At 59.7% G+C, this 24,869-nt stretch carries 20 protein-coding genes; 9 read left to right on the forward strand and 11 right to left on the reverse strand.

What is annotated here, in order from left to right; translation table 11 throughout:
- Window positions 1-29 precede the first annotated feature (29 nt).
- The 5 genes from nuoM to NH234_RS19235 all read left to right on the forward strand — a co-directional run bounded on the left by nuoM (window position 30) and on the right by NH234_RS19235 (window position 6,315).
- Complete coding sequence (gene nuoM / locus NH234_RS19215) at window positions 30-1,562, forward strand: NADH-quinone oxidoreductase subunit M (RefSeq protein ID WP_085732152.1); 1,533 nt, start codon at window positions 30-32, stop codon at window positions 1,560-1,562.
- A gap of 7 nt (window positions 1,563-1,569) precedes the next feature.
- Window positions 1,570-3,033, forward strand: coding sequence for an NADH-quinone oxidoreductase subunit NuoN (gene nuoN, locus NH234_RS19220; RefSeq protein WP_085712396.1), 1,464 nt, complete (start codon window positions 1,570-1,572; stop codon window positions 3,031-3,033).
- Between the two features lie 139 nt (window positions 3,034-3,172).
- Window positions 3,173-3,412: a hypothetical protein gene (locus tag NH234_RS19225; protein WP_256576018.1), complete on the forward strand. Its 240-nt coding sequence runs from the start codon at window positions 3,173-3,175 to the stop codon at window positions 3,410-3,412.
- 214 nt (window positions 3,413-3,626) lie between these two features.
- Window positions 3,627-4,952, forward strand: a complete 1,326-nt coding sequence (locus tag NH234_RS19230) for an OprD family porin (protein WP_367253888.1) — start codon at window positions 3,627-3,629, stop codon at window positions 4,950-4,952.
- A 64-nt stretch (window positions 4,953-5,016) separates the two neighbouring features.
- Window positions 5,017-6,315 carry an acyltransferase family protein gene (locus tag NH234_RS19235; protein WP_367253889.1) on the forward strand — a complete coding sequence of 433 codons (1,299 nt, stop codon included), beginning with the start codon at window positions 5,017-5,019 and terminating at the stop codon, window positions 6,313-6,315.
- Between the two features lie 85 nt (window positions 6,316-6,400).
- Here NH234_RS19235 and NH234_RS19240 read toward each other — a convergent pair whose 3' ends face one another.
- The 5 genes from NH234_RS19240 to NH234_RS19260 all read right to left on the reverse strand — a co-directional run bounded on the left by NH234_RS19240 (window position 6,401) and on the right by NH234_RS19260 (window position 12,793).
- On the reverse strand, window positions 6,401-6,733 hold the full coding sequence (locus NH234_RS19240; protein WP_367253891.1) for a DUF2790 domain-containing protein: 333 nt from the start codon (window positions 6,731-6,733) through the stop codon (window positions 6,401-6,403).
- Between the two features lie 66 nt (window positions 6,734-6,799).
- Window positions 6,800-7,000, reverse strand: coding sequence for a co-regulatory protein PtrA N-terminal domain-containing protein (locus NH234_RS19245; RefSeq protein WP_367253893.1), 201 nt, complete (start codon window positions 6,998-7,000; stop codon window positions 6,800-6,802).
- A 134-nt stretch (window positions 7,001-7,134) separates the two neighbouring features.
- Complete coding sequence (locus NH234_RS19250; protein ID WP_367253894.1) at window positions 7,135-10,287, reverse strand: CusA/CzcA family heavy metal efflux RND transporter; 3,153 nt, start codon at window positions 10,285-10,287, stop codon at window positions 7,135-7,137.
- A gap of 15 nt (window positions 10,288-10,302) precedes the next feature.
- On the reverse strand, window positions 10,303-11,496 hold the full coding sequence (locus NH234_RS19255) for an efflux RND transporter periplasmic adaptor subunit (RefSeq protein ID WP_367253896.1): 1,194 nt from the start codon (window positions 11,494-11,496) through the stop codon (window positions 10,303-10,305).
- 49 nt (window positions 11,497-11,545) lie between these two features.
- Window positions 11,546-12,793: a TolC family protein gene (locus NH234_RS19260; protein WP_367253897.1), complete on the reverse strand. Its 1,248-nt coding sequence runs from the start codon at window positions 12,791-12,793 to the stop codon at window positions 11,546-11,548.
- Between the two features lie 408 nt (window positions 12,794-13,201).
- On the opposite strand from NH234_RS19260, the gene NH234_RS19265 reads away from it, so the two are divergent.
- From NH234_RS19265 to NH234_RS19275, 3 genes are all read left to right on the forward strand, one after another.
- Window positions 13,202-13,876, forward strand: coding sequence for a heavy metal response regulator transcription factor (locus tag NH234_RS19265; protein WP_367253898.1), 675 nt, complete (start codon window positions 13,202-13,204; stop codon window positions 13,874-13,876).
- Window positions 13,873-15,282, forward strand: a complete 1,410-nt coding sequence (locus tag NH234_RS19270; protein ID WP_367253899.1) for a heavy metal sensor histidine kinase — start codon at window positions 13,873-13,875, stop codon at window positions 15,280-15,282. Before NH234_RS19265 ends, NH234_RS19270 begins: the two co-directional genes overlap by 4 nt.
- 453 nt (window positions 15,283-15,735) lie before the next feature.
- Entirely contained in the window at window positions 15,736-16,614 is an 879-nt protein-coding gene (locus NH234_RS19275; RefSeq protein WP_367253900.1) for an alpha/beta fold hydrolase, read from the forward strand.
- Between the two features lie 43 nt (window positions 16,615-16,657).
- Here the strand turns inward: NH234_RS19275 and NH234_RS19280 are convergent, their stop codons facing one another.
- The 6 genes from NH234_RS19280 to NH234_RS19305 are packed head-to-tail and all read right to left on the reverse strand — an operon-like array spanning window position 16,658 to window position 22,607.
- The gene (locus NH234_RS19280) at window positions 16,658-18,400 is read right to left on the reverse strand and encodes an ABC transporter substrate-binding protein (protein ID WP_085712410.1); all 1,743 of its coding nucleotides are present in this window, start codon (window positions 18,398-18,400) and stop codon (window positions 16,658-16,660) included.
- A 47-nt stretch (window positions 18,401-18,447) separates the two neighbouring features.
- Complete coding sequence (locus NH234_RS19285; RefSeq protein WP_039767461.1) at window positions 18,448-18,720, reverse strand: DUF2160 domain-containing protein; 273 nt, start codon at window positions 18,718-18,720, stop codon at window positions 18,448-18,450.
- A 10-nt stretch (window positions 18,721-18,730) separates the two neighbouring features.
- Window positions 18,731-19,531, reverse strand: coding sequence for a carbohydrate ABC transporter permease (locus tag NH234_RS19290; protein WP_085732164.1), 801 nt, complete (start codon window positions 19,529-19,531; stop codon window positions 18,731-18,733).
- Window positions 19,532-19,540: 9 nt separating this feature from the next.
- Complete coding sequence (locus NH234_RS19295; protein WP_085712412.1) at window positions 19,541-20,407, reverse strand: carbohydrate ABC transporter permease; 867 nt, start codon at window positions 20,405-20,407, stop codon at window positions 19,541-19,543.
- The gene (locus tag NH234_RS19300; protein WP_085732165.1) at window positions 20,404-21,513 is read right to left on the reverse strand and encodes an ABC transporter ATP-binding protein; all 1,110 of its coding nucleotides are present in this window, start codon (window positions 21,511-21,513) and stop codon (window positions 20,404-20,406) included. The genes NH234_RS19295 and NH234_RS19300 overlap by 4 nt, the downstream gene beginning before the upstream one ends.
- Window positions 21,513-22,607, reverse strand: coding sequence for an ABC transporter ATP-binding protein (locus tag NH234_RS19305; RefSeq protein WP_367253902.1), 1,095 nt, complete (start codon window positions 22,605-22,607; stop codon window positions 21,513-21,515). The genes NH234_RS19300 and NH234_RS19305 overlap by 1 nt, the downstream gene beginning before the upstream one ends.
- A 249-nt stretch (window positions 22,608-22,856) precedes the next feature.
- Here NH234_RS19305 and NH234_RS19310 point away from each other — a divergent pair, with 249 nt between their 5' ends.
- Window positions 22,857-24,704, forward strand: coding sequence for a sigma-54-dependent Fis family transcriptional regulator (locus NH234_RS19310; protein ID WP_367253903.1), 1,848 nt, complete (start codon window positions 22,857-22,859; stop codon window positions 24,702-24,704).
- Window positions 24,705-24,869 lie beyond the last annotated feature (165 nt).

Here is a 24,869-nt window from a genome sequence, read left to right on the forward strand (position 1 = left end):
GCGAATTTGCGAAAGGAAACGAGCCCGTCATGATTCTGCCTTGGCTAATCCTGATCCCCTTCATCGGCGGCCTGCTGTGCTGGATGGGTGAGCGCTTCGGCGCTACCCTCCCCCGCTGGATTGCGCTGATCACCATGTCCCTGCTGCTTGCCCTCGGCCTCTGGCTGTGGGCCCACGGCGACTACTCCTTTGCGCCGAAACCTGGCGCCGACCCGACCTGGGCGCTTGAGTTCAAGCACGTCTGGATCCAGCGTTTCGGCATCAACGTGCACCTGGCCCTCGACGGCCTGTCGCTGCTGATGATCCTGCTGACCGGTCTGCTGGGTATCCTGTCGGTACTCTGCTCGTGGAAAGAGATCCAACGTCACGTTGGCTTCTTCCACCTGAACCTGATGTGGATCCTTGGCGGCGTTGTCGGCGTGTTCCTCGCCCTCGACCTGTTCATGTTCTTCTTCTTCTGGGAAATGATGCTGGTGCCGATGTACTTCCTCATCGCGCTCTGGGGTCACAGTTCTTCGGACGGCAAGAAAACCCGGATCTACGCAGCGACCAAGTTCTTCATCTTCACTCAGGCTTCCGGCCTGATCATGCTGGTGGCGATCCTCGGTCTGGTACTGGTCAACTACAACAGCACCGGCGTGATCACCTTCAACTACGCCGACCTGTTGAAGACCAAGATGTCGATGACCACCGAGTACATCCTGATGCTCGGCTTCTTCATCGCCTTCGCGGTCAAACTGCCAGTGGTTCCGTTCCACTCCTGGCTGCCTGACGCTCACGCCCAGGCACCGACTGCAGGTTCCGTCGACCTCGCCGGTATCCTGCTGAAAACGGCGGCCTACGGTCTGCTGCGTTTCGCCCTGCCGCTGTTCCCGAACGCCTCGGCCGAGTTCGCGCCGATCGCCATGACCCTCGGTCTGATCGGGATCTTCTACGGTGCGTTCCTTGCGTTCGCGCAAACCGACATCAAGCGTCTGATCGCCTTCTCGTCCGTTTCCCACATGGGCTTCGTACTGATCGGCATCTACTCCGGCAGCCAACTGGCGCTGCAAGGTGCAGTGATCCAGATGCTGGCGCACGGTCTGTCGGCCGCCGCGCTGTTTATCCTCAGCGGTCAGCTGTACGAGCGTCTGCACACTCGCGACATGCGTGAGATGGGCGGTCTGTGGTCGCGTATCGCTTACCTGCCGGCGATCAGCCTGTTCTTCGCAGCCGCCTCCCTGGGTCTGCCGGGTACCGGTAACTTCGTCGGCGAGTTCCTGATCCTGATCGGCACCTTCGCCAGTGCGCCATGGATCACCGCGATTGCCACCTCCGGTCTGGTGTTCGGTTCGGTCTACTCGCTGATCATGATCCACCGTGCCTACTTCGGTCCGTCGAAATCGGATTCGATCCTGCACGGCATGGACGGTCGCGAACTGATCATGGTGCTGGGCCTTGCGGTACTGCTGATTTACCTCGGCGTCTACCCGCAACCGTTCCTCGACACTTCTGCCGCCACGATGCATGGCGTGCAGCAGTGGCTCGGCACCGCCTTCACTCAACTCGCTTCGGCCCGGTAAGAGCGCTATGGAATTCACGATTCAACACTTTATTGCGCTAGCGCCACTGTTGATCACCAGCCTCACCATTATCGTGGTGATGCTGGCAATCGCCTGGCGCCGCAACCACTCGCAGACCTTCCTGATTTCGGTGGCGGGTCTGAACCTGGCCTTGCTGTCGATCCTGCCGGCCCTGAAAGTCGCGCCTCTGGCCGTGACCCCATTGCTGCAGATCGACACCTTTGCCTGCCTGTACATGGCGCTGATCCTGGTCGCCACCCTCGCCTGTGTCACCCTCGCCCACGCCTATCTCGGCGATGGCGGTTCGGGTTACCCGGGCAACCGTGAAGAACTGTACCTGCTGATCCTGATGGCCGCCGCCGGTGGCCTGGTTCTGGTCAGCGCGCAGCACCTGGCCGGTTTGTTCATCGGTCTGGAACTGCTGTCGGTACCGGTCTACGGTCTGGTGGCCTACGCCTTCTTCAACAAGCGTTCGCTGGAAGCCGGCATCAAGTACATGGTGCTGTCGGCCGCCGGTTCCGCGTTCCTGCTGTTCGGTATGGCACTGCTGTACGCAGACTCCGGCTCCCTGAGCTTCGTCGGCATCGGTCAGGCACTGGCCACCACCAACCTGCCAAGCTCGCTGGCGCAACTGGGCCTGGGCATGATGCTGATCGGTCTGGCGTTCAAACTGTCGCTGGTACCGTTCCACCTGTGGACGCCGGACGTGTACGAAGGTGCTCCGGCACCGGTGGCCGCGTTCCTCGCCACCGCGTCGAAAGTGGCCGTGTTCGCGGTAATGGTTCGTCTGTTCCAGATCTCCCCTGCCGCCAGCAGTGGCGTTCTGAGCAACGTGCTGACCATCATCGCCATCGCCTCGATCCTGTTCGGTAACCTGCTGGCCCTGACCCAGAGCAACCTCAAGCGTCTGCTCGGTTACTCCTCCATCGCGCACTTCGGCTACCTGCTGATCGCACTGGTGGCGAGCAAGGGTCTGGCGGTGGAAGCCATCGGCGTGTACCTGGTCACCTACGTGATCACCAGCCTCGGCGCCTTCGGCGTGATCACCCTGATGTCCTCGCCGTACAACGGTCGTGACGCAGACGCGCTGTACGAGTACCGCGGCCTGTTCTGGCGCCGTCCGTACCTGACCGCCGTACTGACCGTGATGATGCTGTCCCTGGCCGGTATCCCGCTGACTGCAGGCTTCATCGGCAAGTTCTACATCATCGCTACCGGTGTCGAGTCGCACCAATGGTGGCTGGTCGGTTCGCTGGTACTGGGCAGCGCCATCGGCGTGTTCTACTACCTGCGCGTGATGGTCACCCTGTACCTGATCGAACCGAACCTGCGCCGCCACGACGCCCAGCTGCACTGGGAACAGAAGGCAGGCGGCGTGATGCTGCTGGCCATCGCCGTGGTCGCGTTCTTCCTCGGTGTGTACCCGCAACCATTGCTGACCCTGGTTCAGCAGGCGGGCCTGGCGGGCTGATTGCTCTGCTGGAATGGCAACAAACAGAAACGGCACCTTCGGGTGCCGTTTTTGTTTTTGTGGAATCCTTTAATTTTCAACACCCTCCCCCTTTTAGGAATTTGCCTGCAAAACCATGAGCAACGGCTGACATCACGCAATGGCCTATGTCGTTAAATTCGAAAGTCATCCAGCAGATGGAAATCCGGGAAACATGAAACGAGATATTTTTTCAGACTTGATGGACGGCCTCGAGACATTAGCCGAAGAACGCAAAGGCAAAGTCACCTTGAAAAAAACGCGCGCTCAACGGATCGGAACCATGAAGGGCAAACTCACACTTCCCAAAGACATCGATACCTCTCTGCCAGAGGACTTGCTAGACACCTTCGAAAGGTAGAAACGCAAATCTGCATACATGGAGCGTTCAGCCCCGCCCTGTGTGTGAGTTTCGCCCGCACCCACCTAACAAATTTGTAATCCCCCAATCACCTCCCCGTTATCCGCAGCCTGCAACGATGTCACCCGGCGATTCTCCCGGCGGGCCCTTGCCCGTCGAACAATAAAACCCACGCCGAAGCACGTTCCCGTTCTGCCGAACCCAGGAGTGATTGATGGTTAACAACACAAAAATATCGATGGCCGCATTAGCAGTGGTCGTCGGCGCCGGGACGTCCATGGTGTTTGCAGAAGAAAAACCCGAAGGGTTTATCGAAGGCAGCAGCCTGACAGTCCTCAACCGCAACTTCTATTTCAATCGTGATCACCGCAACGGCCAGTCCAGTCCCACCGGCAATGGTTATTCCGAGGCCTGGGCCCATGCGGTCATCAGCAAGTTCGAATCCGGTTTCACCCAAGGCACCGTTGGGGTCGGTGTCGATGCGTTTGCCATGATCGGCCTGAAACTCGACACCGGTGATGGTCGCAACGGTGGCCGCAGTTCGTTCGATGTGTTGCCGGTCGACAGCGACGGTAAAGCGCGGGACGAATACACCAAGATCGGTGGTGCAGCCAAAGTGCGGGCCTTCGATACGGTGGTGAAAATCGGCGATGTATTCCCGGCCAACCCGGTCGTTGCGGCGGGTGATTCGCGATTGCTGCCGGAAAGCTTTCGCGGTGTGACGGCGACCAACACCAGCATCGAGGGTCTGTCGATCCAGGGTGGCCGGTTGCATGCGATGAGCCAGCCGGTGTCCAGCGACATGCGCGAGAATTTCGCGACCTTCTATGCCGGCCCGGTCAACTCGCCCTGGATCGCTTACGGCGGCGGCGATTATGCGCTGAACAAAAACCTCAGTTTCAGCCTGTACTCCAGTCGCCTGAAAGATGCCTGGAACCAGTATTACGCCGGCACCGCCTGGACGTATCCGCTATCGGATGACCTGTCGCTGTTCGGTGGCCTGAACTATTACAAGGCGGTCGATGAAGGCAAACAACTGCTCGGCAAGTTCGACAACAACATCTGGAGCGGCCGGGTCGGCGTGAAACTCGGTGCCCATTCGGTCGCCCTCTCCCACCAGCGCAACAACGGCAACGACGATTTCGATTATCTGCGCCAGTCCGACTCGATCTTCCTCGACAACTCCATCCAGTACAGCGACTTCAACTCGCCGAAAGAGCGTTCGTGGATGGTGCGCTACGACCTCGACATGACCAACTATGGCGTGCCGGGCCTGTCGTTCATGACCCGTTATGCCCGCGGCACCGACGCCGATTACTCCAACGCCAACGCCGTGTACATGCGCCGCGATGCCGAAGGCAATCCGCTGACCGACCAAAAGCGCTGGGAGCGTGACATCGAAGTCAAATACGTGGTGCAAAGCGGTTCGATGAAAGACCTGTCACTGCGCCTGCGTCAGGCCACCACCCGAGCCACGGCGTTCGAGTCGGATCTGGATGAAGTACGGGTGATCGTCGAATACCCGCTGGCGATTCTCTGAGTTTCACGAGCAACACACATTCACCTTTAGAAGCTCCTTGCTCCTTTGGTAAGAGGTGAATCCTTTGGCGTCCTTCGGGGCGCTTTTTTTTGCCTTGATAAAAGATCGTTTTCTTGACCGCACAGCGAGCGAACTGCCATCTTCGCCTGCGTTGAAAAACAAGAATAACGAGGGATTGATGAGTAACCGTAAAAACCTGGAAATCGAATACTTGAGAGGGGCCGCGGTTGCCATGACCTTCCTGTGTCACGTCACCATGATGCTGCCGTTCCATACCGATACCCTGCTGAGAATCTTCTCGATCTTCATGCCCTGGACCGGGGTCGATCTGTTTTTCTGCATTTCCGGCTTCGTCGTCAGCAAGGCCTATCTCGATTATTTCGACAACCATCGCGCGCAAGGTCAGTCTGGTCTGGCAACAGCGTGTTTCTGGTTGCGCCGTGCCTACCGCCTGTTGCCCACAGCCTGGCTCTGGATACTCGTTCCGCTGTTGTTTTCCATCGTTTACAACCAGTCGAATGCCTTTGGCTCGTGGTATGACAATCTGCGCAGCTTCACCGCCGTCGCGACCTTCAGCGGTAATCTGGGGATGCATTTCAACTCGCTGCTGGGCCCCAGCCCGCAATACTGGAGCCTGGCGCTTGAAGAGCAGTTTTACTTCGTATTCCCGTTGTTTCTGCTGTTTGTCACGCCCCCCCGCTGGCGAATCATTGCCCTGTTCGCGCTCATTGCCCTGCAGTTCGGTATCGATCGCAACCCCTATCCCGAACCCGGAAGCATACTCACGCACTTTCGTCTGGATGCAATGCTCTGGGGAATTCTCCTGTGCCTGTTTACCCGAACCCGCCTCTATCGACAGATAGAACCTGTCGGGCTGGGTCAGGGAACGCTCAAACCGCTGCTGTGCACACTGTTCCTGCTCTACATGCTGGGTTCCGTCGCGATTCAGCTGATTGCCATGCCGATTGCAGTCGGTATCGTTGCGATCGTTGCGGTGCTGATTGTCTGGCTGGCGAGTTACCAGAAAGGCTACATCTACTGCCCGGTTTTCATGCGCGGTCTCATGCAGTGGCTCGGCTCACGGTCCTATGGACTTTACGTGATCCATGTTTTCACCAATCACTTGAGTACCGAAATCTGGACCCGTGTAGCCGCCAGTCAGGGCGTGCCCCTCGACGGGCGTTTTACCGTTGAGCTGTTGCTGACGTCGGTGGGTCTGCTAGTGGTGCTGAGCGAGCTCAATTACCGCCTGGTCGAAACGCCGCTGCGCCAGCGTGGAGCCGAAATTGCCCGCCGCAAACTCAGCCATGAAGCGCTCCCCGAAACAGCCGGCGCGAACACAGTACCATTGCCGGTCAAATAGTCCGGAAACGGCGAAGCGCGGCAGACCCGAAAGTCTCCCGCGCACAGCCGTGATGACGGGCTGCACACCATGGCGGTGCGCAGCATCAGCCACCACTGTTTCGGCAAACACCTGCCACGCTGTATTTGAGCGTATTGAGCTGCCCGTTCGAATCTTCATAGGTCATCGCAGTGGGGACGACTGCGCAAGCGGGCTGGGGCTTCACCACGCTGACAATTTTCACCACGTCCAGCTTCATCCCGTATTCGTAGTCCTTCACCACCGGAACTGCTTTGCCTCGTTCGGCCGCGTATTGCTCCATGGCCTTTGCGTTAGCGCTGAACGCGCGCTCGAAGGTTCGATCACCGCCCCCTTCGGCCAGCACATTCAAGGACATCGTCATGACGCCGGCGAAGGCCATCCACTTGATCAACTTCATGTTTTCTCCTCCATAAAAAAGCCCGACACCGGCATGCGACAGCGGGCTTGTCTCAGTGCCGCGGGCTCAAAGGTCCTGTGTGCTGTCACCTTTCTTGTCATTGACGACAACGGGATCCCGGGCCTTTTCCTTGGCAACGAACAGCTCCATGGAGCGGTCGTTGTTGGTCATCATCCGGTCGAAAGTGCGGTCGCCGCCACCTTCGGCCATCGCCAGGGAAGACACCGCCAACGCCAACAAAAACGCACCGTTCTGTACAGGTTTCATGTTCGATTCCTCATTTAAGTAACTGACGGGATCAAGGTAACAATCCGAACCTTTCGTGACGGTGGCGCCGAAATTACATATCCGTTATGTAGAAAGGCCCGCAGTTGCGGGCCTTTTGTTAAAGCAAAAAATGACTAGGCTGTCGTGGGTGACTCCTCGTCCCGGCGATGGGCAATCTGATACAGCGCCGGCAGGATCAGCAGCGTGAGAATGGTCGAGGACAGGATTCCGCCGATCACCACCGTCGCCAGCGGTCGCTGCACCTCGGCCCCGGTGCCGGTCGCCAGGGCCATCGGAATGAAGCCCAGGGACGCCACCAGCGCGGTCATCAACACCGGTCGCAACCGCGTCAACGCACCGACATTGATCGCATCAGACAGCGAACGCCCCTCCTCCCGCAGATTGCGGATGAACGCAATCATCACCAGGCCATTGAGCACCGCCACACCGGACAACGCGATAAACCCGACACCCGCCGAAATCGACAGCGGAATGTCCCGCAGCCACAACGCCATGACCCCGCCGGTCAGTGCGAACGGAATCCCAGTGAACACCAGCAAGCCGTCCTTGAGGTTGTTGAACATCATGAACAGCAACCCGAACACCAGCAGCAACGCCACCGGCACCACGATCTGCAAGCGCTTGGCCGCCGATTGCAGTTGTTCGAACTGCCCGCCCCAAGTGGTCCAGTACCCCGCCGGCACCTGCACATCGCGCTCGATCACTTCGCCCGCCTCGGCGACGAACGATCCGATATCACGCCCGCGTACGTTGGCGCTGACGATTACCAGCCGCTTGCCGTTCTCGCGGCTGACCTGATTCGGCCCCAGCACCAGATCGGTGCTGGCGACATCCTTGAGCGCAATAAAACCGATCTGACTGGCCGCCTCACCTCCCGCCGCTGGCACAGGAATCAGCAGCGCCGACAGCCCTTCGATGTCCTTGCGCATGGCGTCGGACAGGCGCACCACCATGTCGAAACGCCGGTCGCCCTCGTACATCGTCCCGGCCTTCTGTCCACCGACGGCCACCGCAATGGTGTCCTGCACATCGCCGACGTTGAGCCCGTAACGCGCGGCCTTGTCGCGGTCGATGTTGATGGTCAGCACCGGCAGACCGGTGGTTTGCTCGACCTTGACCTCGGACGCGCCGTTGACCTTCTGCATCGCGGCGGCAATCTTCGCCGCCGTGGCGTTGAGCACGTCCATGTCATCGCCGAACACCTTGACCGCCACGTCGCTGCGCACCCCGGAGATCAGTTCGTTGAAACGCAGTTGAATCGGCTGCGACAGCTCATAGTTGCTACCAGGCAAGGTCGCGGCGGCTTGTTGCAATTCGGCCATCAGGGTTTCGCGGGACTTGCCAGGATCCGGCCATTGGTCTTTGGGTTTGAGCATCACGTAGCTGTCGGAAATGTTCGGCGGCATCGGGTCGGAGGCGATTTCCGCCGTGCCGGTGCGGGCGAACGCGCGCTCGACTTCTGGCACTTTATTAAGGATCAACGTTTCCAGCCGCTGCTGCATGTCCACCGACTGTGTCAGGCTGGTGCCCGGTACGCGCAATGCCTGCAGGGCAAAATCGCCTTCGCTGAGACTCGGCACAAACTCGCTGCCCATGCGGCTGGTGACCACGCCACTGAGCACGATCACACCCAGCGCCGCACCCACGGCAACGGCACGATGCGACATCACCCAGGCCAGCGCGGGCGCATACACACGACGTGCACCGCGCATCACCACGCCTTCTTCTTCCTTGACCTTGCCGGTGACGAACAGCGCAATCGCGGCAGGCACAAAGGTGACGGACAAGAGCATGGCGCCAAGCAATGCAATGACCACGGTGAACGCCATCGGGTGGAACATTTTCCCTTCGACGCCGCTCAGGGCGAAGATCGGCAGGTACACGACCATGATGATCAACTGGCCGAAAATCAGCGGTCGCCGCGCCTCTTTTGCCGCCACGAACACTTCATGGAATCGCTCGGATCGCGTCAGCAGTCGCCCGTGATGCTGCTGCGCATGGGCCAGCCGTCGCAGGGTGTTTTCGACGATCACTACCGCGCCGTCGACGATGATGCCGAAGTCCAGCGCACCAAGGCTCATCAGGTTGGCGCTGACCTTGTTGCTGAACATGCCGCTGAAGGTAAACAGCATCGACAGCGGAATCACCATCGCGGTAATCAGCGCGGCGCGGATGTTGCCGAGGAACAGGAAGAGGATCGCAATGACCAGAATCGCGCCTTCGACGAGGTTCTTCTTCACCGTGGCGATGGCCTTGTCGACCAGATGGGTGCGGTCATACACCGGCACCGCGATCACGCCGGCGGGCAAGGATTTGTTGATCTGATCGAGTTTGGCGGCGACGGCCTGGGAGACCGTGCGACTGTTTTCACCGATCAGCATGAACACCGTACCCAGCACCACTTCACGACCATTTTCCGTGGCCGCGCCGCTGCGCAGCTCGCGACCGATATCCACGGTGGCAACGTTCTTGATCCGGATCGGCGTGCCGTCGACGTTGGCCATGACGATGTTGGCAATGTCCTCGGTGCTCGCCACCTGACCGGGTGCGCGAATAAGCAATTGCTCGCCGCTGCGTTCGATGTAGCCGGCGCCGACGTTGGCGTTGTTGCGCTCCAGCGCCGTCACCAGATCGGTGAGGGTGAGTCTGTAGGCCGCGAGCTTTTTCGGATCAGGGGCAATCTGGTACTCCTTGGCAAAGCCGCCGATGGTGTTGATCTCGGCCACGCCGGGGACGTTGCGCAGTTGCGGTTTGATGATCCAGTCCTGGATCACCCGCAGATCGGTCGGCGTGTAGGGCGTACCGTCATCTTTCAGCGCGCCCTCCCTGGTCTCGACCGTCCACAGGAAAATCTCGCCGAGCCCGGTGGAGATCGGCCCCATCACCGCCTCCACGCCCTCGGGCAACTGCTCCTTGGCGGACTGCAAGCGCTCGTTGACCAATTGCCGGGCAAAGAACAGATCGGTGCCGTCCTTGAAGATCACCGTGACCTGGGACAACCCCGAACGCGACAGCGAGCGCGTCTGCTCCAATGCGGGCAGGCCGGCCATCGCGGTCTCAATCGGAAAAGTAATGCGCTGCTCGGTTTCCAGCGGCGAAAACCCGGCCGCGCCGGTGTTGATCTGCACCTGGACGTTGGTGATATCGGGCACGGCGTCGATCGGCAGTTTTTGATAACTGGCGATGCCGAGGCCGGCCATGAGCAGAACGGCGAGCAGCACGATGATGCGCTGCTCGATGGCAAACTGGATCAGGCGTTCGAACATGGGAGTCTTCCGCGATTAGTGACTGTGCTCGGCCGAGGCTTTGCCCAGCTCCGATTTGAGGACGAAGCTGCCGGCGCTGGCGACTTGCACGCCCGGCGCAAGTCCGGCGGTGATTTCCACCTGACCCGCCGCGCGACTGCCCAGCTCCACCGCTTGCGCCTTGAAGCCGTCATCGGTGCGCACGAATACCGTGGGTTTGTCCTCGACGGTCTGGATCGCGGTTTCCGGTACAGCGACCTTGGCCTGACGGCTGTCGGTGGCGACCAGCGCGGTGACAAACAGCCCGGGGCGCCATGAGCCTTGCGGGTTTTCCAGAGTGACGCGCACGGTCGCGGTACGGGTCTGTTCGCCGAGCAGGCTGCCGACGTAAGCCACGGTGCCGCTGACTTCGGCGTTCAACTCCGCCGCGCTGACGGTGACGGGTCTGCCCACTTGCACCTTGTTCAAGTCCTTCGGTGAAACGCCGAAGGTGACCCACACCCGCGACAAGTCCGAGAGCGTGAAGGCCGCCGTGGTTTCATCGACCACTTCCCCCGGTGTCAGGTGTTTTTCCACCACCACGCCATCGAACGGCGCCCGCAGTTCATAACGATTGCCGCCGGTGGCGACCACACTGCCGCTGAGCACGCTGATCTTTTGCCGGGCGTTGCTCACGGCGATCTCGGCTTCTTCCAGGGCCTGACGCGCCTGGAGGAAATCCTGTTCGGCGGAGATCTTGTCCTGCCACAGTTTTTTCTCGCGTTCGAACGTCGTGCGCGCCAGGGCCAGCCGGCGCTGCGCGGCTGCCTGCTCGCTGCGCTGATCGGAAATCTGCTGACTGGCGATTACGGCCAGCAACTGACCTTTCTTCACCGACTGCCCGAGATTGACCGACACCGACTCGACCACCCCCGGCACACGCGGCACCACATGGGCGGTACGGTCCTCGTCGAAGCGCACTTCGCCGGGGAACGGCAAGCCGAGACTGATGCGTTGCGCTCGCGCTTCGGCCAGTTGAATACCCGCCGCCGTGATCTGCTCCGCCGTCAATTCGATGTGTCCTTCTTCGCCATGCTCGCCTTCGGCGGCTGCGCCTTCTTCAGCGTGATCCGCATGCTCGGAGGCTTCATCGGCATGCGCATCGATGCCCGAGTTGCCCGCCCACATCGAGCCGATACCAATGCCCAACGCCAAGGTCGCCGCAGCGACCACGATCAGTTTTTTATCCATGGAAACTCCTCTGCGCCGTGCCATCGCGCAGTGATCAGAAAATTGAAATTCAAGGGCTGACGCTGAGGTCGCCGAAAATGCGTTCGATGCGGACCCGGGCGTCGGTCGCCTCGCTCACCGCCTGGATGTATTGGCTGCGGGCGCTGATCAGCGTGCGCTGCGCGTCGAGTACGTCGAGGAAGCCGAACTTGCCCATTTCGAAACCGCGAGTGGCGCTGTCGACCGCACTTTGCGCGGCGGGCAGGATTGTCCGGTCGAACGCCTGGATTTCGCCGTTGGCGGTCTGCCATTGGGCAAGCGTGGTCTGGATTTCCGTGCGCAGGCGAAGTTCGGTGGCGTTGCGCATATCCCGTGCCTGATCGGCACGCCGCGCCGCCGCCAGCACATTGCCCTGATTGCGGTTGAACAGCGGAATCGGCATCGACAGCCCGACCACGTTGACACGCTCGCGCTCGGTTTCGCTGTACTGACTGCCGATGCTGACGGTGAGATCGGGAATCCGCTGGGACTTCTCCAGTCCCAGCGATGCCTCGCGCTGATCGATCTGCAACTTGGCCAGACGCAACTCCGCCGTTTCGTTGAGGCGCTCAAGCAAACGGTTCGGCGGTGGGAGGCTTGGCAGGCTTTGAGCAGCGCTTTGCACCGTGGTCGAAGTCGGCAACGGTGCGCCCATGACCTGCGCCAGTTGCTGGTAGGCATTGGCCTGATCGCGCTCAGCGCGGCTCAGCTCCAGACGCACTTCCGAGAGCTGTACTTGCGCCCGCGTGCCTTCCACCGGCGACGACTTGCCCGCCTCGATCCGCCCCTGAGCCACACGCACACCGTGCTCGGCGAGTTGCAGCGACTGCCGGGCCAGTTGCAACCGTTGCTGCGCCGTTTGCGCGCCGTTGAACGCTTGAATGACATCGGCGCGCAAGGCGTTGCGCTTGCGCTCCAGCTCGATGCCGGCGGCATCCTGCGCACGGCTCGCCACATCGATTCGCGCGCCACGCTTGCCGCCCAGCTCGATCGGTTGGCTGAGCATCACCGTAGTGGTGCGCGACTGGCGCCGGGTGTCTTCGGCCTCCCACGAAACCTCGGGGTTAGGGATCAGGCCCGCCTGCTTACGGTCACCTTCGGCAATGCCGATTTCCCACTGCGCAGCGGCCAGATCCGGGTTGCCGGCGAAGGCGGTTTGCAGGGCTTGATCCAGAGTCAGGGTCGAAGCACTGGCAAGGCTTGTACAGGCCAACAACAAGAGGCCGCTGGCGGTTTTTTTCAGGCGTGATCGCGCCGTCCGTTCTATTAAACCGGGCAATGGAAGACTTCCTTTAATCAAGAATCTTTGATTGCGCCACGGTAGGGTTTTGAACTTATCGACAAGGTGACTGGAAAATTACAAATCCGTTATCCACGGTTTAGCGAAGTTTTTTGCTCTAGGATTCGAAGTTCGAACGACCTTGCGGCAACACATCGAAACAAATGCACGTTAGTTATCCGCCGAACAACACTTGCCGAAATCGAAGTCATGAAAAATTCGCGTTCCTGCTGCGACAGGCTGTCGCGGACGGCCGTTTTAAAGGCCTCAGGCGTTGACTCTGTAGCCACTACAGCCTTTACCGTGCACAACATTCAGTTATCGAAACAATCCGGAAGATCCTACAAAAACAACAACTTCCACGACCGCCTTAATTAAATATCCATTAAATACAAGTGGTGAAAAATCATGCGAATCCTTGTCGTCGAGGACGAGCTTAAAGCTGCCGAATATCTGCATCAGGGCCTGACCGAAAGTGGTTATATCGTTGACCACGCCGTTAATGGCGCCGATGGATTGCATCTGGCGCAACAACAGGTTTATGACCTGATCATTCTGGATGTGAATCTGCCGGCACTCGACGGCTGGGGCGTGCTGGAACAGTTACGCCGCACCCACTCCACCCGGGTGATGATGCTCACCGCACGCGGGCGGCTGGCGGACAAGATCCGGGGGCTGGATCTGGGCGCCGACGACTATCTGGTCAAGCCGTTCGAGTTCCCCGAACTGCTGGCCCGGGTGCGCACCCTGATGCGCCGCAGCGAAAACATCCCGGTGCCGCAGGTGCTCAAGGTCGCCGATCTGGAACTCGATCCGGGCCGTCACCGGGCATTTCGTGGCACGCAGCGTATCGACCTGACCACCAAGGAGTTCGCCCTGTTGCATCTGCTGATGCGCCAGTCCGGCGAAGTGCTGACCCGAACCCAGATCATCTCGCTGGTGTGGGACATGAATTTTGACTGCGACACCAATGTGGTCGAAGTCTCGATTCGCCGCTTGCGGGCGAAAATCGACGACCCGTTCGGCAGCAAACTGATCCACACCCTGCGCGGTGTCGGCTATGTGCTGGAGGCACGGGAATGAAGCCGGCCAGCCTGTCGCTGCGATTGGGTCTGACCGTCAGCACTCTTGGCGCGTTGCTGGTGGTCTTTCTGGCGATCCTCGCGTATTTCGCCCTGACCCATGAGCTCAATGCATTGTCCCGTGACAACCTGGAAAAGAAGATGGCGCAGGTGGAACACAGTCTGTCGCTGTACGTCGATGCCAATGAAGTCAGTGGCAAGCCGCACATTCTGCTCGATCAGGTCATGGGCCATGACAACCTCACGCTGACGATTTATGACCGGGGCAATTTGCGCTCGCCGCTGCTCAAGTCCGGCTCGGGACTGACAGACCCAAGGATTGAATTGAAAGCGGTACGGGCGACGACCGATCAACTGACTTACACCGACAGCGTCGATGCTGAAGGCGCGAAATTTCTAACTGCATCGAAGCTGATTCGCCTGAAGGACGGCAGCAACGTACCGGTGCTGCTGTCGATGGATAATGCCCACGATCAGGCCTTGCTCAGCGCCTACCTGCGCTCGACGCTGATTGCCTTGCCGTTGCTGCTGGTGTTCATCGGTCTGACAGCATGGGGCGCGGTGCAGCGCGGACTGGCGCCGCTGCGCGAGTTTCGCAAAGTGGCGGCCCGGGTGACCACCCAGGATCTCGACCATCGGCTTTCAGTGGTGAACATGCCCCAGGAGCTCAGCGAGCTGGCGCAAGGCATCAACGTCATGCTCGATCGCCTGGACAGCGGTGTGCAGCAGTTGTCGCAGTTCTCCGATGATCTGGCCCACGAACTGCGCACGCCGATCAACAACCTGATGGGCAAGGCACAGGTCACGCTGTCGCGGGAACGTACGGTCGACGAATACTCCGACGTCCTGGTGTCCTGCACCGAAGAACTGGAACGCGTCGCGCGAATTGTCTCGGACATGTTGTTTCTGGCCCAGGCCAGCCAGCCGATGACGCACGCGTCGTTCGAACCGATTGCACTGGAAGATGAGGCGTTCAGGGTGGCCGACCTGTTTTCCCTGTCGGCGCAGGACAAGCAGATCCATCTGAAGGTGGTCGGTAGCGCGCAAGTCTCGGGCGACCGGCTGATGATCCAGCGAGCGATATCGAACCTGCTGTCCAACGCCCTGCGCCACTGCCCTGCCGGCAAAACCGTTTCGCTGTTCATCGAGCAGGCGCCGACACAGGTGGCTCTGCGAGTGAGCAATCCCGGCGCAGGCATCGAAGCGCAACACTTACCACATCTGTTCGACCGCTTTTACCGCGTAGACAGCAGCCGTACCCGCTCACAGGGCAGCACCGGTCTGGGGCTGGCCATCGTGCGCTCGATCATGAGCCTGCATTCGGGCACCGCCCAGGTGCAAAGCCATCCGGGGGCGATGACGGTATTCAGTCTGGTTTTTCCCGCGTTGCCTTCCACACCCTATTGAAGCCTCAGCCATTTGTGCGGTGTTTTCTCAATTACCATCAGAAAATTCACCGCACAGATGCGCCATAAATCCACATAGTTCCTTCAGTGCGATTTTGCGTCGGCATTGCGATGAAACGTCTGACGAAGGTATGAAACAAAACTTCGTAGAGGGTTAATGCATCGTCGCGTCACTCGCCTACGGCGACCCATTACAACCGCTCTAAAACGGGGCTTTTCTTCGGGCATGACGCGACTACTCACGATTTATCAGTACGTATTTCGGTACTCCCAAAAACCGCGACTGGAAACGTCTGGACATCTTTGACGCCACCCTCGCGGTGCTTCTAGATTCGGCTCGTGCTTGACACCGTTGACTCACAAGACAGCCAGGGAGAACACACCATGAGTGCAATCGAAAGAAGGAACGCAAACCCGATCCGTAAACCCGATATCGCCTGACGGCCAAGTCGACATGACCTTTACCCTGCAAAGCAGAGGCTTTTACCCAACCGACGACGGTCATCAACTCTACTGGGAACGCCATGGCATTGCGGGAGGCGAACCGGTGTTTTTCCTGCATGGCGGCCCCGGCGGGCGCATCAGCCGTCATCATCTGGATTTCTTCGACCTGCGCCATTTCGACATCATCCTGTTTGACCAACGCGGTTGCGGGCGCTCGACGCCTTACGGCGAACTGCGCGGCAACACGACCGGGCTCTGCGTCGAAGACATCGACGCGCTGCGCCAGCACTTCGGCTTCGAAAAAATCAGTGTGCTGGGCGTTTCGTGGGGCAGTTGGCTGGCGATCCAGTACCAGCAGCGCTATCCGCAACACCTGCTGAAAACCACACTGGTGTCGGTGTTCGTACCTTTCGCAGCCAATATCCGGTCATACGATCAGGCACTCAATGACGGGTTGACACAGTCGCCTCAAGCGACGTCAGGCAATCGCGCCAGGGACATCTACCGCATACTCGGTGAAGGTTGCCCATTGCAACAGCGTGTCGCCGCCATTGAATGGTTGAACGGGGTTTTGCGCCGCACGGGGCAGACGGTTTGCCCCGGCACGCTGGAGAGTTTCGTCGATCAGGAAGCGGTGCTCGCCATCCGTCTGGAACTGCATTACCACCTGCACGGCTATTTCTTCCAGCCAAGGAACCAGAAGCTGACACTCGACGACAACACCCTGCTGATCCAGGGCATTCGCGATACCTTCGGCATGGCCAGCGTGCGCTGGCTCCGGCAACGCATGGACATTCACTGCCGACTGCTGCATGCCGGGCACAACGCCTTCGAAAGCGCCATTCTCAAAGCCGTGCGCCGGGCGGTGAAACGTGAAATCGAGGACTGAAAAAAACGGCACCCGAAGGTGCCGTTCTGTTCCCCCAAAACGCTTACTTGCGTGCTGCCTCCCACGACTTGAGCAGTTCGTTGTAGCTCACGGTCTCGCCTTTCGGTTTCTCGTTGGCCAGTTTCGGCTTCGGTGCACCCGGTTGGTCGAACCAGTATTGCGCGTCGCGCTCGGGGTTCATTTTCGGCGCGCAGGTGGCCTGAGCCTTGGAGCGTTCCAGACGGGTCATGATCGCGTCCTGATCCTTGGCCAGGCCGTCGAGCGCCTGTTGCGGGGTCTTGTCGCCGCTGGCGGCTTCGGCGATGTGGCTCCACCACAGTTGTGCCAGACGTGGGTAGTCCGGCACGTTGGTGCCGGTCGGCGTCCATTGCACCCGGGCCGGGCTGCGGTAGAACTCGACCAGACCACCGAGCTTAGGTGCCAGGTCGGTCATGGCTTGCGAGTTGATGTCCGACTCGCGGATCGGCGTCAGGCCGACGATGGTTTTCTTCAGCGACACGGTTTTCGAGGTCACGAACTGCGCATACAGCCAGGCCGCGAGTTTCTGTTTCTCAGGCGTGGATTTCATGAAGGTCCAGGACCCCACGTCCTGATAACCCAGCTTCATCCCCTCTTCCCAGTACGGTCCGCGTGGTGACGGCGCCATCCGCCATTTCGGCGTGCCGTCGGCATTGACCACCGGCAGGCCCGGTTTGGTCATGTCGGCGGTGAACGCGGTGTACCAGAAGATCTGCTGCGCGATGTTGCCCTGGGACGGTACCGGGCCGGACTCGGAGAAGGTCATGCCCGCCGCTTCCGGTGGCGCGTAGGCCTTGAGCCAGTCGACATACTTGGTCGTGGCGAACACCGCCGCCGGGCCGTTGGTATCGCCGCCACGGGTCACGCTGGAACCCACCGGGTGGCAGTCTTCGACACGAATGCCCCACTCGTCCACCGGCAAACCGTTGGGCAGGCCCTTGTCGCCGCCCCCGGCCATGGAGAACCAGGCATCGGTGAAGCGCCAGCCCAGCGACGGGTCTTTCTTGCCGTAGTCCATGTGCCCGTAGATGCGCTTGCCGTCGATTTCCTTGACGTCTTCGCTAAAGAATTTGGCGATGTCTTCATAGGCCGACCAGTTCACCGGCACGCCCAGGTCATAGCCGTACTTTTCCTTGAACTTGGCTTTCAGGTCGGCGCGTTCGAACCAGTCGGCACGGAACCAGTACAGGTTGGCGAACTGCTGGTCGGGCAATTGATAGATCTTGCCGTCCGGCGCGGTGGTGAAGGAGATGCCGATGAAGTCCTTGATGTCGAGGGTCGGCGAAGTGAAATTTTTGCCTTCGTTGGCCATCAGGTCGGTGATCGATTCAGTCTTGCCGTAGCGAAAGTGCGTACCGATCAGGTCCGAGTCGTTGACCCAGCCGTCGTAGATGTTCTTGTCCGACTGCATCACCGTCTGCATTTTTTCCACGACGTCGCCTTCCTGCAGCAGGTCGTGGGTCAGCTTGATCCCGGTGATTTCGCTGAAGGCCTTGGCCAGCACCTTGGATTCATATTCGTGGGTGGTCAGGGTTTCCGAGACGACCTTGATGTCCATCCCGCGAAACGGCTCGGCGGCCTTGATGAACCACTTCAGTTCTTCGAGTTGCTGCTCGGGTGTCAGGGTCGACGGCTTGAACTCGCTGCCGATCCATTTTTTCGCCGCGTCCTCGTAGGCATCGGCCCAGGCGGATGCGCTCAAACCGCTGAGTGCCAGCATGGCTGCCAATGAAATGCTATGTCGCAGCTTATTGTTTTTGTCGAACATAGAGACCTCCTGTTTAAGTTCTGGAGCAACATTGCCGAGCGATTCGACTAGCCCCAACGCATCACAGCCAACAGCCACACCAGGGACAACGCGGACGCCACCCAGATGCTCCAGTCGGTCACGCCGATTACCAGCAGATGCAGGTAGGCGCTGCCGAGAAGACCGATGAACAAGCGATCGCCACGGGTGGTGGCAATCGGCAGAAACCCGCGCCGCAGAATGCTCGGCGAGCGCAGTTCCCAGGTGGTCATGCCCACCAGGATCAAGCCAATCACGATGAAAAACGCTGCTGTCGGGACGGTCCAGCTCATCCATTCCATCATCAGTTCCTCAGACCCGGCCCAGGGCAAAGCCCTTGGCCACGTGGTTGCGAACAAACCAGATCACCAGCATGCCCGGCAGAATGGTCAGCACCCCCGCCGCCGCCAGTACGCCCCAGTCGATACCGGACGCCGACACCGTGCGCGTCATCACCGCCGCGATCGGTTTGGCGTTCACTGAGGTCAGCGTGCGCGCCAGCAACAGTTCGACCCAGGAAAACATGAAGCAGAAAAACGCTGTCACACCGATGCCGGAACCGATCAGCGGGATGAAAATCTTCACGAAGAACTTGGGAAAGCTGTAGCCGTCGATGTAGGCGGTTTCATCGATTTCCTTGGGCACGCCGGACATGAAGCCTTCGAGAATCCACACCGCCAGCGGAACGTTGAACAGGCAGTGCGCCAGTGCCACCGCAATGTGCGTATCGAACAGACCAATCGACGAGTACAGCTGGAAGAACGGCAGCAGGAACACCGCCGGCGGCGCCATCCGGTTGGTCAGCAGCCAGAAAAACAGATGCTTGTCGCCGAGAAAGCGATAACGGGAAAACGCATAAGCCGCCGGCAACGCCACGCTCAGGGAAATCACCGTGTTCAGGCTCACGTAGTACAGCGAGTTGAGGTAACCGGTGTACCAGCTCGGATCGGTGAAGATCACCTTGTAGTTGTGGAAGGTGAAATCCTGGGGAAACAGCGTCAGGCCACCAAGGATTTCGGTGTTGCTCTTGAACGACATGTTCAGCAGCCAGTAGATCGGCACCAGCAGGAACAGGATGTAGAGCAGCAGCGGGATCACTTTTCTCTTGCTCATGGCCGGGCCTCAGCGGTTAGCGTCGCTGTGGGTCATGGCGGTATAGAACAGCCAGGACACCAGCAGGATGATCAGGAAGTACACCAGCGAAAACGCCGCCGCCGGCCCCAGGTCGAATTGGCCTACAGCCATCTGGGTCAGCGTCTGACTCAGAAAGGTCGTGGCATTGCCCGGCCCGCCGCCGGTGAGCACGAACGGCTCGGTGTAGATCATGAAACTGTCCATGAAGCGCAACATCACCGCGATCAGCAGCACGCTCTTCAGTTTGGGCAACTGGATGTGGCGAAACACCGCCCAGGCCGAAGCCCGGTCGATCCGCGCCGCCTGGTAATACACATCGGGAATCGCCCGCAGCCCCGAGAAACACAGCAGCGCCACCAGCGACGTCCAGTGCCACACGTCCATCACCAGCACGGTGACCCAAGCGTCCATGGTGTTGGCCGCGTAGTTGTAGCTGATGCCCATCGCATTAAGGCTCGATCCCATCAGGCCAATGTCGGCGCGACCGAAAATCTGCCAGATGGTGCCGACCACGTTCCATGGAATCAGCAGCGGGATCGCCAGCACAATCAGCACCACCGACGACCAGCGACCCTTGGTCGGCATGGTCAGGGCGATGGCGATCCCGAGGGGGATTTCGATCAGAAGCACACACGCCGAGTAGATGAACTGGCGCAGCAACGAGTCGTGCAGACGCGGATCGAGCAGCACCTGCTTGTACCAGTCGGCACCGACGAAGTAGCGGCTCGACTGGTCGAAGATGTCCTGCACCGAATAATTGACCACGGTCATCATCGGGATCACCGCACTGAAGGCCACCAGCAGAAACACCGGCAATACCAGCCACCAGGCCTTGTTGTTCTGCACCTTGTTCATGGCTGTACCTCTTCGCTGGCTTCGAGCAGGAACTCATCGGCGTAGACCATCAGCCACTGCGCCGGAAAACTGATGTACGCCGTGCCCTGGGGCACCGGTTTGTCCTCGGCCAGACGCACTTTCAGCGGAGCGCCGTCCAGGTCCAGGGTCATGATCTTGTAGGTGCCGAGGTCTTCGACGTGTACGACCCGCGCCTGCATCGCGTCATCGAACGGCTCGTCCCACACATGAATGAACTCGGGGCGGATGCCGACCTTCAGATTTTTCCATTGCCCGTGTTCGATATGGCGCTGCAGGGCGTCGGACAGCGGCAGATGGGTCGAATTGAAACCGACGCCGCCCGGTTGCGGCTGCACCTCGATCAGATTCATCCCGGGGCTACCGATGAAGTAGCCGACAAAGGTGTGGCTCGGCCGTTCGAACAATTCCCGGGGAGTGCCGAACTGGACGATCTGGCCGCCGTACATCACCGCGATCTTGTCGGCGAAGGTCGAGGCCTCCAGCTGATCGTGGGTGACGTAGACCATGGTGATGTTGAACTGCTCGTGGATCTGCTTGAGCTTGCGCCGCAATTTCCATTTCAGGTGCGGGTCGATCACTGTCAGCGGCTCATCGAAGAGAATTGCCGACACATCGTCGCGCACCAGCCCACGGCCCATGGAGACTTTCTGTTTTTCGTCGGCGGTGAGGTTGCGCGCTTTCTTGCCAAGCAAGTTTTGCAGATCGAGGACTTCGGCGATTTCCTGCACCTTGCTATGGACTTTGGCCTCGGCCATGCCCTGATTGCGCAGAGGGAAGGCCAGGTTGTCGAACACCGTCATGGTGTCGTAGACCACCGGAAACTGAAAAACCTGAGCGATGTTGCGCTTCTCCGGGGTCAGGTCGTTGACCGCTTTGCCATCGAACAGCACATGACCCTGAGACGGGCTGAGCAGGCCGGAAATGATGTTGAGCAAGGTCGACTTGCCGCAACCCGACGGCCCGAGCAAGGCATAGGCGCCGCCCTGCTCCCAGATGTGGTCCATCTCGCGGATCGCGTAATCCTCGGACCCGCTCGGGGATTTGCTGTAACTGTGGGCGAGGTGCTGCAAACGGATTTCGGCCATCAGGCAACCCTCGCGACACGCCGGCCCGGTGCCTGCACCAGACGGCCCTGCGCATCGAACACAAACAGTTTATGGGTCGGGATATAGATGCGGATCGGCGCATCGACGTCGTATTCGTGAACCCCGGGCAAGTGCAGCACCAGCAGGAAATGCTCGTTGCGCACGTGCAGGAAGGTTTCCGAACCGCTGATTTCCGCCACCTCGACGGTCACCGCCAATTCGAGATCGTCGTCGTTGCTCGGCACCAGCGAGATATGGCTCGGACGCACACCGAAACGGAACTCGCCCTCGCCCACCGGCCGCAGATCGACGTTCAACGGGAAGTGCACGAAGTTGGCGAAACTCACTTCGTTACCGGCGATGCGCCCCGGCATCAGGTTGATCGGCGGCTCAGAGAACAATTCGGCGGCCAGCACCGTTTGCGGCTGGTGATAGACCTCGGTCGACGGGCCGCTCTGGATCACCCGGCCTTCGTGAAGAATGGTGGTGGTGCCGCCCAGCGCCAACGCTTCGTTGGGCTCGGTGGTGGCGTAGATGGCGATGGTGTGGCGGGCCTTGAACAGCTCGCGCATTTCCTGGCGCAGTTCTTCGCGCAGTTTGTAGTCAAGGTTGACCAGCGGCTCATCGAACAGAATCAGTTCGGCATCCTTGACCAGCGCCCTGGCCATGGCGGTGCGTTGTTGCTGGCCGCCTGACAGCTCCAGCGGATAGCGCTTCAGAAACTTCTCGATGCGCAGCATCTTCGCGGTTTCCTGCACCTTGCTCTGGATCTGCTCGTTGGAGATCCCGGCCTGGCGCAGAGGCGAGGCGATGTTTTCGAACACCGTCATGGTCGGGTAATTGATGAACTGCTGATAAACCATCGACACGTTGCGCAGACGCACCGGGCGTTGGGTGACATCGACGCCGTTCATCAGGATGCGACCGCTGTCGGGCTTGTCCAGACCGGCCATCAGGCGCATGAGGCTGGTCTTGCCGGACAGCGTACGCCCGAGGAGGACATTGAAGGATCCAGGTTCGAATTTCAGGTTCGCATCGTCGATCCAGGCCTGGCCCTCGACGGTGCGGCTGACGTGCTCCAGTGTGAGTGACATGGCTCGGCCTTTTTATTATTGGAGTCAAGCGACATGTGCAGTAGAGCGACATTCGTGCCAGAAATCCCAAGCCGTTGATTCGCCGCGAAAATCGCCGAAAACGCGGGCAAACCACCTTCATTGCTGAACACATTTGAACAGTTCAACGATTGACAATGAACAATAGTGAACAACACTCTATCGATGCTTTTCAGGTCCCGAGGGGCCTCATAACAATAATAAAAACGCTGCTTTCAGAGGCTGACTGTCATGGCCGCACCTGTCCCGCCACTTTCTCACGAGGCCATCGTTCAGGACTCCTGGTCCCGTTGCCGCGCCTTCGGCCTCAAGCATCAAAGTGCCCCGGCGTTCGACCAGTTGCCTGCCTCCGGCATTGCGCAGTTGCTCGACAGTCACCATTCACTGGTGCAGACCACCCATCAGGAAGTGTTGCCGTACTACGAGAACATCCTGAGCAATTCCAACTGCCTGATCATGCTGGCCGACAATCAGGGCCAGGTCCTTACGTCCTGGGGCACCCAACGCTTTATCGAGCCGAATCTGGCGCGGGGGTTTCAGGCCGGGGCGAGCTGGATGGAACACGCCAGCGGCACCAATGCCATCGGCACGGCGCTGGCCTGCGAGCAGGCGGTGCACATCGAGCACGACGAACATTTCCTCAAGGCCAACCGTTTCATGACCGGCTCCGCCGCACCGATTTTCAACGCCGAGCGCAAGGTCATCGCCGTGCTCGATGTGTCCAGCGACAGCTATCTGCCGCCTTCGCACACTCTCGGCATGGTCAAGATGATGAGCCAGACCGTGGAAAACCGGCTGATCCTCAACCTGTTTCACGGCCAGCACTTTCAACTGACCTTCAACACCGGGTTGAACAACCTCGACAGCCAGTGGGCAGGGTTGCTGATATTCGATGAGAGCGGTCAGGTGCTGTCGGCCAACCGCCGGGCCGACAATCTATTGGGCGTGCGGCTGTCGCGGGTGAGTGTCGAAAGTCTGTTCAAGGTGTCGTTGCTGGAATTGCTCAATCAGCCGGATGGTTTGCCGTTTTCCTTGCTGACGTCTGGGCGCAACCGTTTCCAGTGCCTGTTGAAACGACCCAAGCAGGCCCCGATTCAGGCGCGGGTGTTCGCTGAAACCAAAGCCCCTGAGCCGCAAGTCACCGCACCCACACCCATCAGCCTGAACACCCTGCACTTCGGCGACAGCCGAGTGGAAAAGGCCGTGCGTCAGGCCGAGCGGCTGCTGGAAAAAGACATTCCGCTGTTGATTCACGGTGAAACCGGGGTCGGCAAGGAAGTGTTCGTCAAAGCCCTGCACAAGGCCAGTTCTCGCAGCAAACAGGCGTTCATCGCTGTGAACTGCGCAGCGATCCCCGCCGAACTGGTGGAGTCCGAGCTGTTCGGCTACGAGAAAGGCGCCTTCACCGGCGCCAACCAGAAAGGCAGCATCGGCCTGATCCGCAAGGCCGATAAAGGCACGCTGTTCCTCGACGAAATCGGCGACATGCCGCTGCCGACCCAGGCCCGCCTGCTGCGGGTGTTGCAGGAGCGTTGCGTGCAACCGGTGGGCAGCAGCGAATTGTTCCCGGTGGATTTGCGGATCATTTCCGCCACCAACCGCTCATTGCGCGAGCAGGTGCAACTGGGGCGCTTTCGCGAGGATTTGTACTATCGCATCGGCGGCCTGACCCTGGAATTGCCGCCGCTGCGCGAGCGCAGTGACAAGCAGGCGCTGTTCAAGCGGCTCTGGGAGCAACATCGAGAACCGACGCAGTGGGCAGGTTTGAGTCGCGAGGTACTGGAGCTGTTTGATCGTCACCCGTGGCCGGGGAATTTGCGTCAGGTCAGCAGCGTGATGCAGGTCGCACTGGCCATGGCTGAAGAGCAACCGGTGAGGCCCGAGCATTTGCCGGATGATTTCTTTGTCGATCTGGAGATGGAACCACTGGAAACGCCAGAGCCCTTGGGGATCGATCTGAATGACAGCGAGGCGTTGAATCGGGAGTTGCAGGCGGCCGGCGGCAATATTTCTCATCTGGCGCGGCGGTTGGGTGTCAGTCGCAATACGCTCTACAAGCGCTTGCGCCAGGCTGAGTGATCGTGGGCCGAAGGCACGTCAAATCGCCGCTCCCACATTAAATTTTCGTCATCTGCAGTTTTGTCTACGACACGAATCCCCCGTGGGAGTGAGCCTGCCCGCAAAGACGCCAGTGCGGCCATCAAAAACCATCCAGCCCACCCATTGACCACACCGACTAGACTG

This window comes from Pseudomonas sp. stari2 (assembly GCF_040760005.1).
Classification (GTDB): Bacteria; Pseudomonadota; Gammaproteobacteria; order Pseudomonadales; family Pseudomonadaceae; genus Aquipseudomonas.

Coding starts and splice junctions, on each gene's coding strand:
- nuoM (WP_085732152.1), top strand. CDS start 30: ATGATTCTGCCTTGGCTAATCCTGATCCCCTTCATCGGCGGCCTGCTG.
- nuoN (WP_085712396.1), top strand. CDS start 1,570: ATGGAATTCACGATTCAACACTTTATTGCGCTAGCGCCACTGTTGATC.
- NH234_RS19225 (WP_256576018.1), top strand. CDS start 3,173: ATGGCCTATGTCGTTAAATTCGAAAGTCATCCAGCAGATGGAAATCCG.
- NH234_RS19230 (WP_367253888.1), top strand. CDS start 3,627: ATGGTTAACAACACAAAAATATCGATGGCCGCATTAGCAGTGGTCGTC.
- NH234_RS19240 (WP_367253891.1), bottom strand. CDS start 6,733: ATGAAGTTGATCAAGTGGATGGCCTTCGCCGGCGTCATGACGATGTCC.
- NH234_RS19245 (WP_367253893.1), bottom strand. CDS start 7,000: ATGAAACCTGTACAGAACGGTGCGTTTTTGTTGGCGTTGGCGGTGTCT.
- NH234_RS19250 (WP_367253894.1), bottom strand. CDS start 10,287: ATGTTCGAACGCCTGATCCAGTTTGCCATCGAGCAGCGCATCATCGTG.
- NH234_RS19255 (WP_367253896.1), bottom strand. CDS start 11,496: ATGGATAAAAAACTGATCGTGGTCGCTGCGGCGACCTTGGCGTTGGGC.
- NH234_RS19265 (WP_367253898.1), top strand. CDS start 13,202: ATGCGAATCCTTGTCGTCGAGGACGAGCTTAAAGCTGCCGAATATCTG.
- NH234_RS19270 (WP_367253899.1), top strand. CDS start 13,873: ATGAAGCCGGCCAGCCTGTCGCTGCGATTGGGTCTGACCGTCAGCACT.
- NH234_RS19275 (WP_367253900.1), top strand. CDS start 15,736: ATGACCTTTACCCTGCAAAGCAGAGGCTTTTACCCAACCGACGACGGT.
- NH234_RS19280 (WP_085712410.1), bottom strand. CDS start 18,400: ATGTTCGACAAAAACAATAAGCTGCGACATAGCATTTCATTGGCAGCC.
- NH234_RS19285 (WP_039767461.1), bottom strand. CDS start 18,720: ATGGAATGGATGAGCTGGACCGTCCCGACAGCAGCGTTTTTCATCGTG.
- NH234_RS19290 (WP_085732164.1), bottom strand. CDS start 19,531: ATGAGCAAGAGAAAAGTGATCCCGCTGCTGCTCTACATCCTGTTCCTG.
- NH234_RS19295 (WP_085712412.1), bottom strand. CDS start 20,407: ATGAACAAGGTGCAGAACAACAAGGCCTGGTGGCTGGTATTGCCGGTG.
- NH234_RS19300 (WP_085732165.1), bottom strand. CDS start 21,513: ATGGCCGAAATCCGTTTGCAGCACCTCGCCCACAGTTACAGCAAATCC.
- NH234_RS19305 (WP_367253902.1), bottom strand. CDS start 22,607: ATGTCACTCACACTGGAGCACGTCAGCCGCACCGTCGAGGGCCAGGCC.
- NH234_RS19310 (WP_367253903.1), top strand. CDS start 22,857: ATGGCCGCACCTGTCCCGCCACTTTCTCACGAGGCCATCGTTCAGGAC.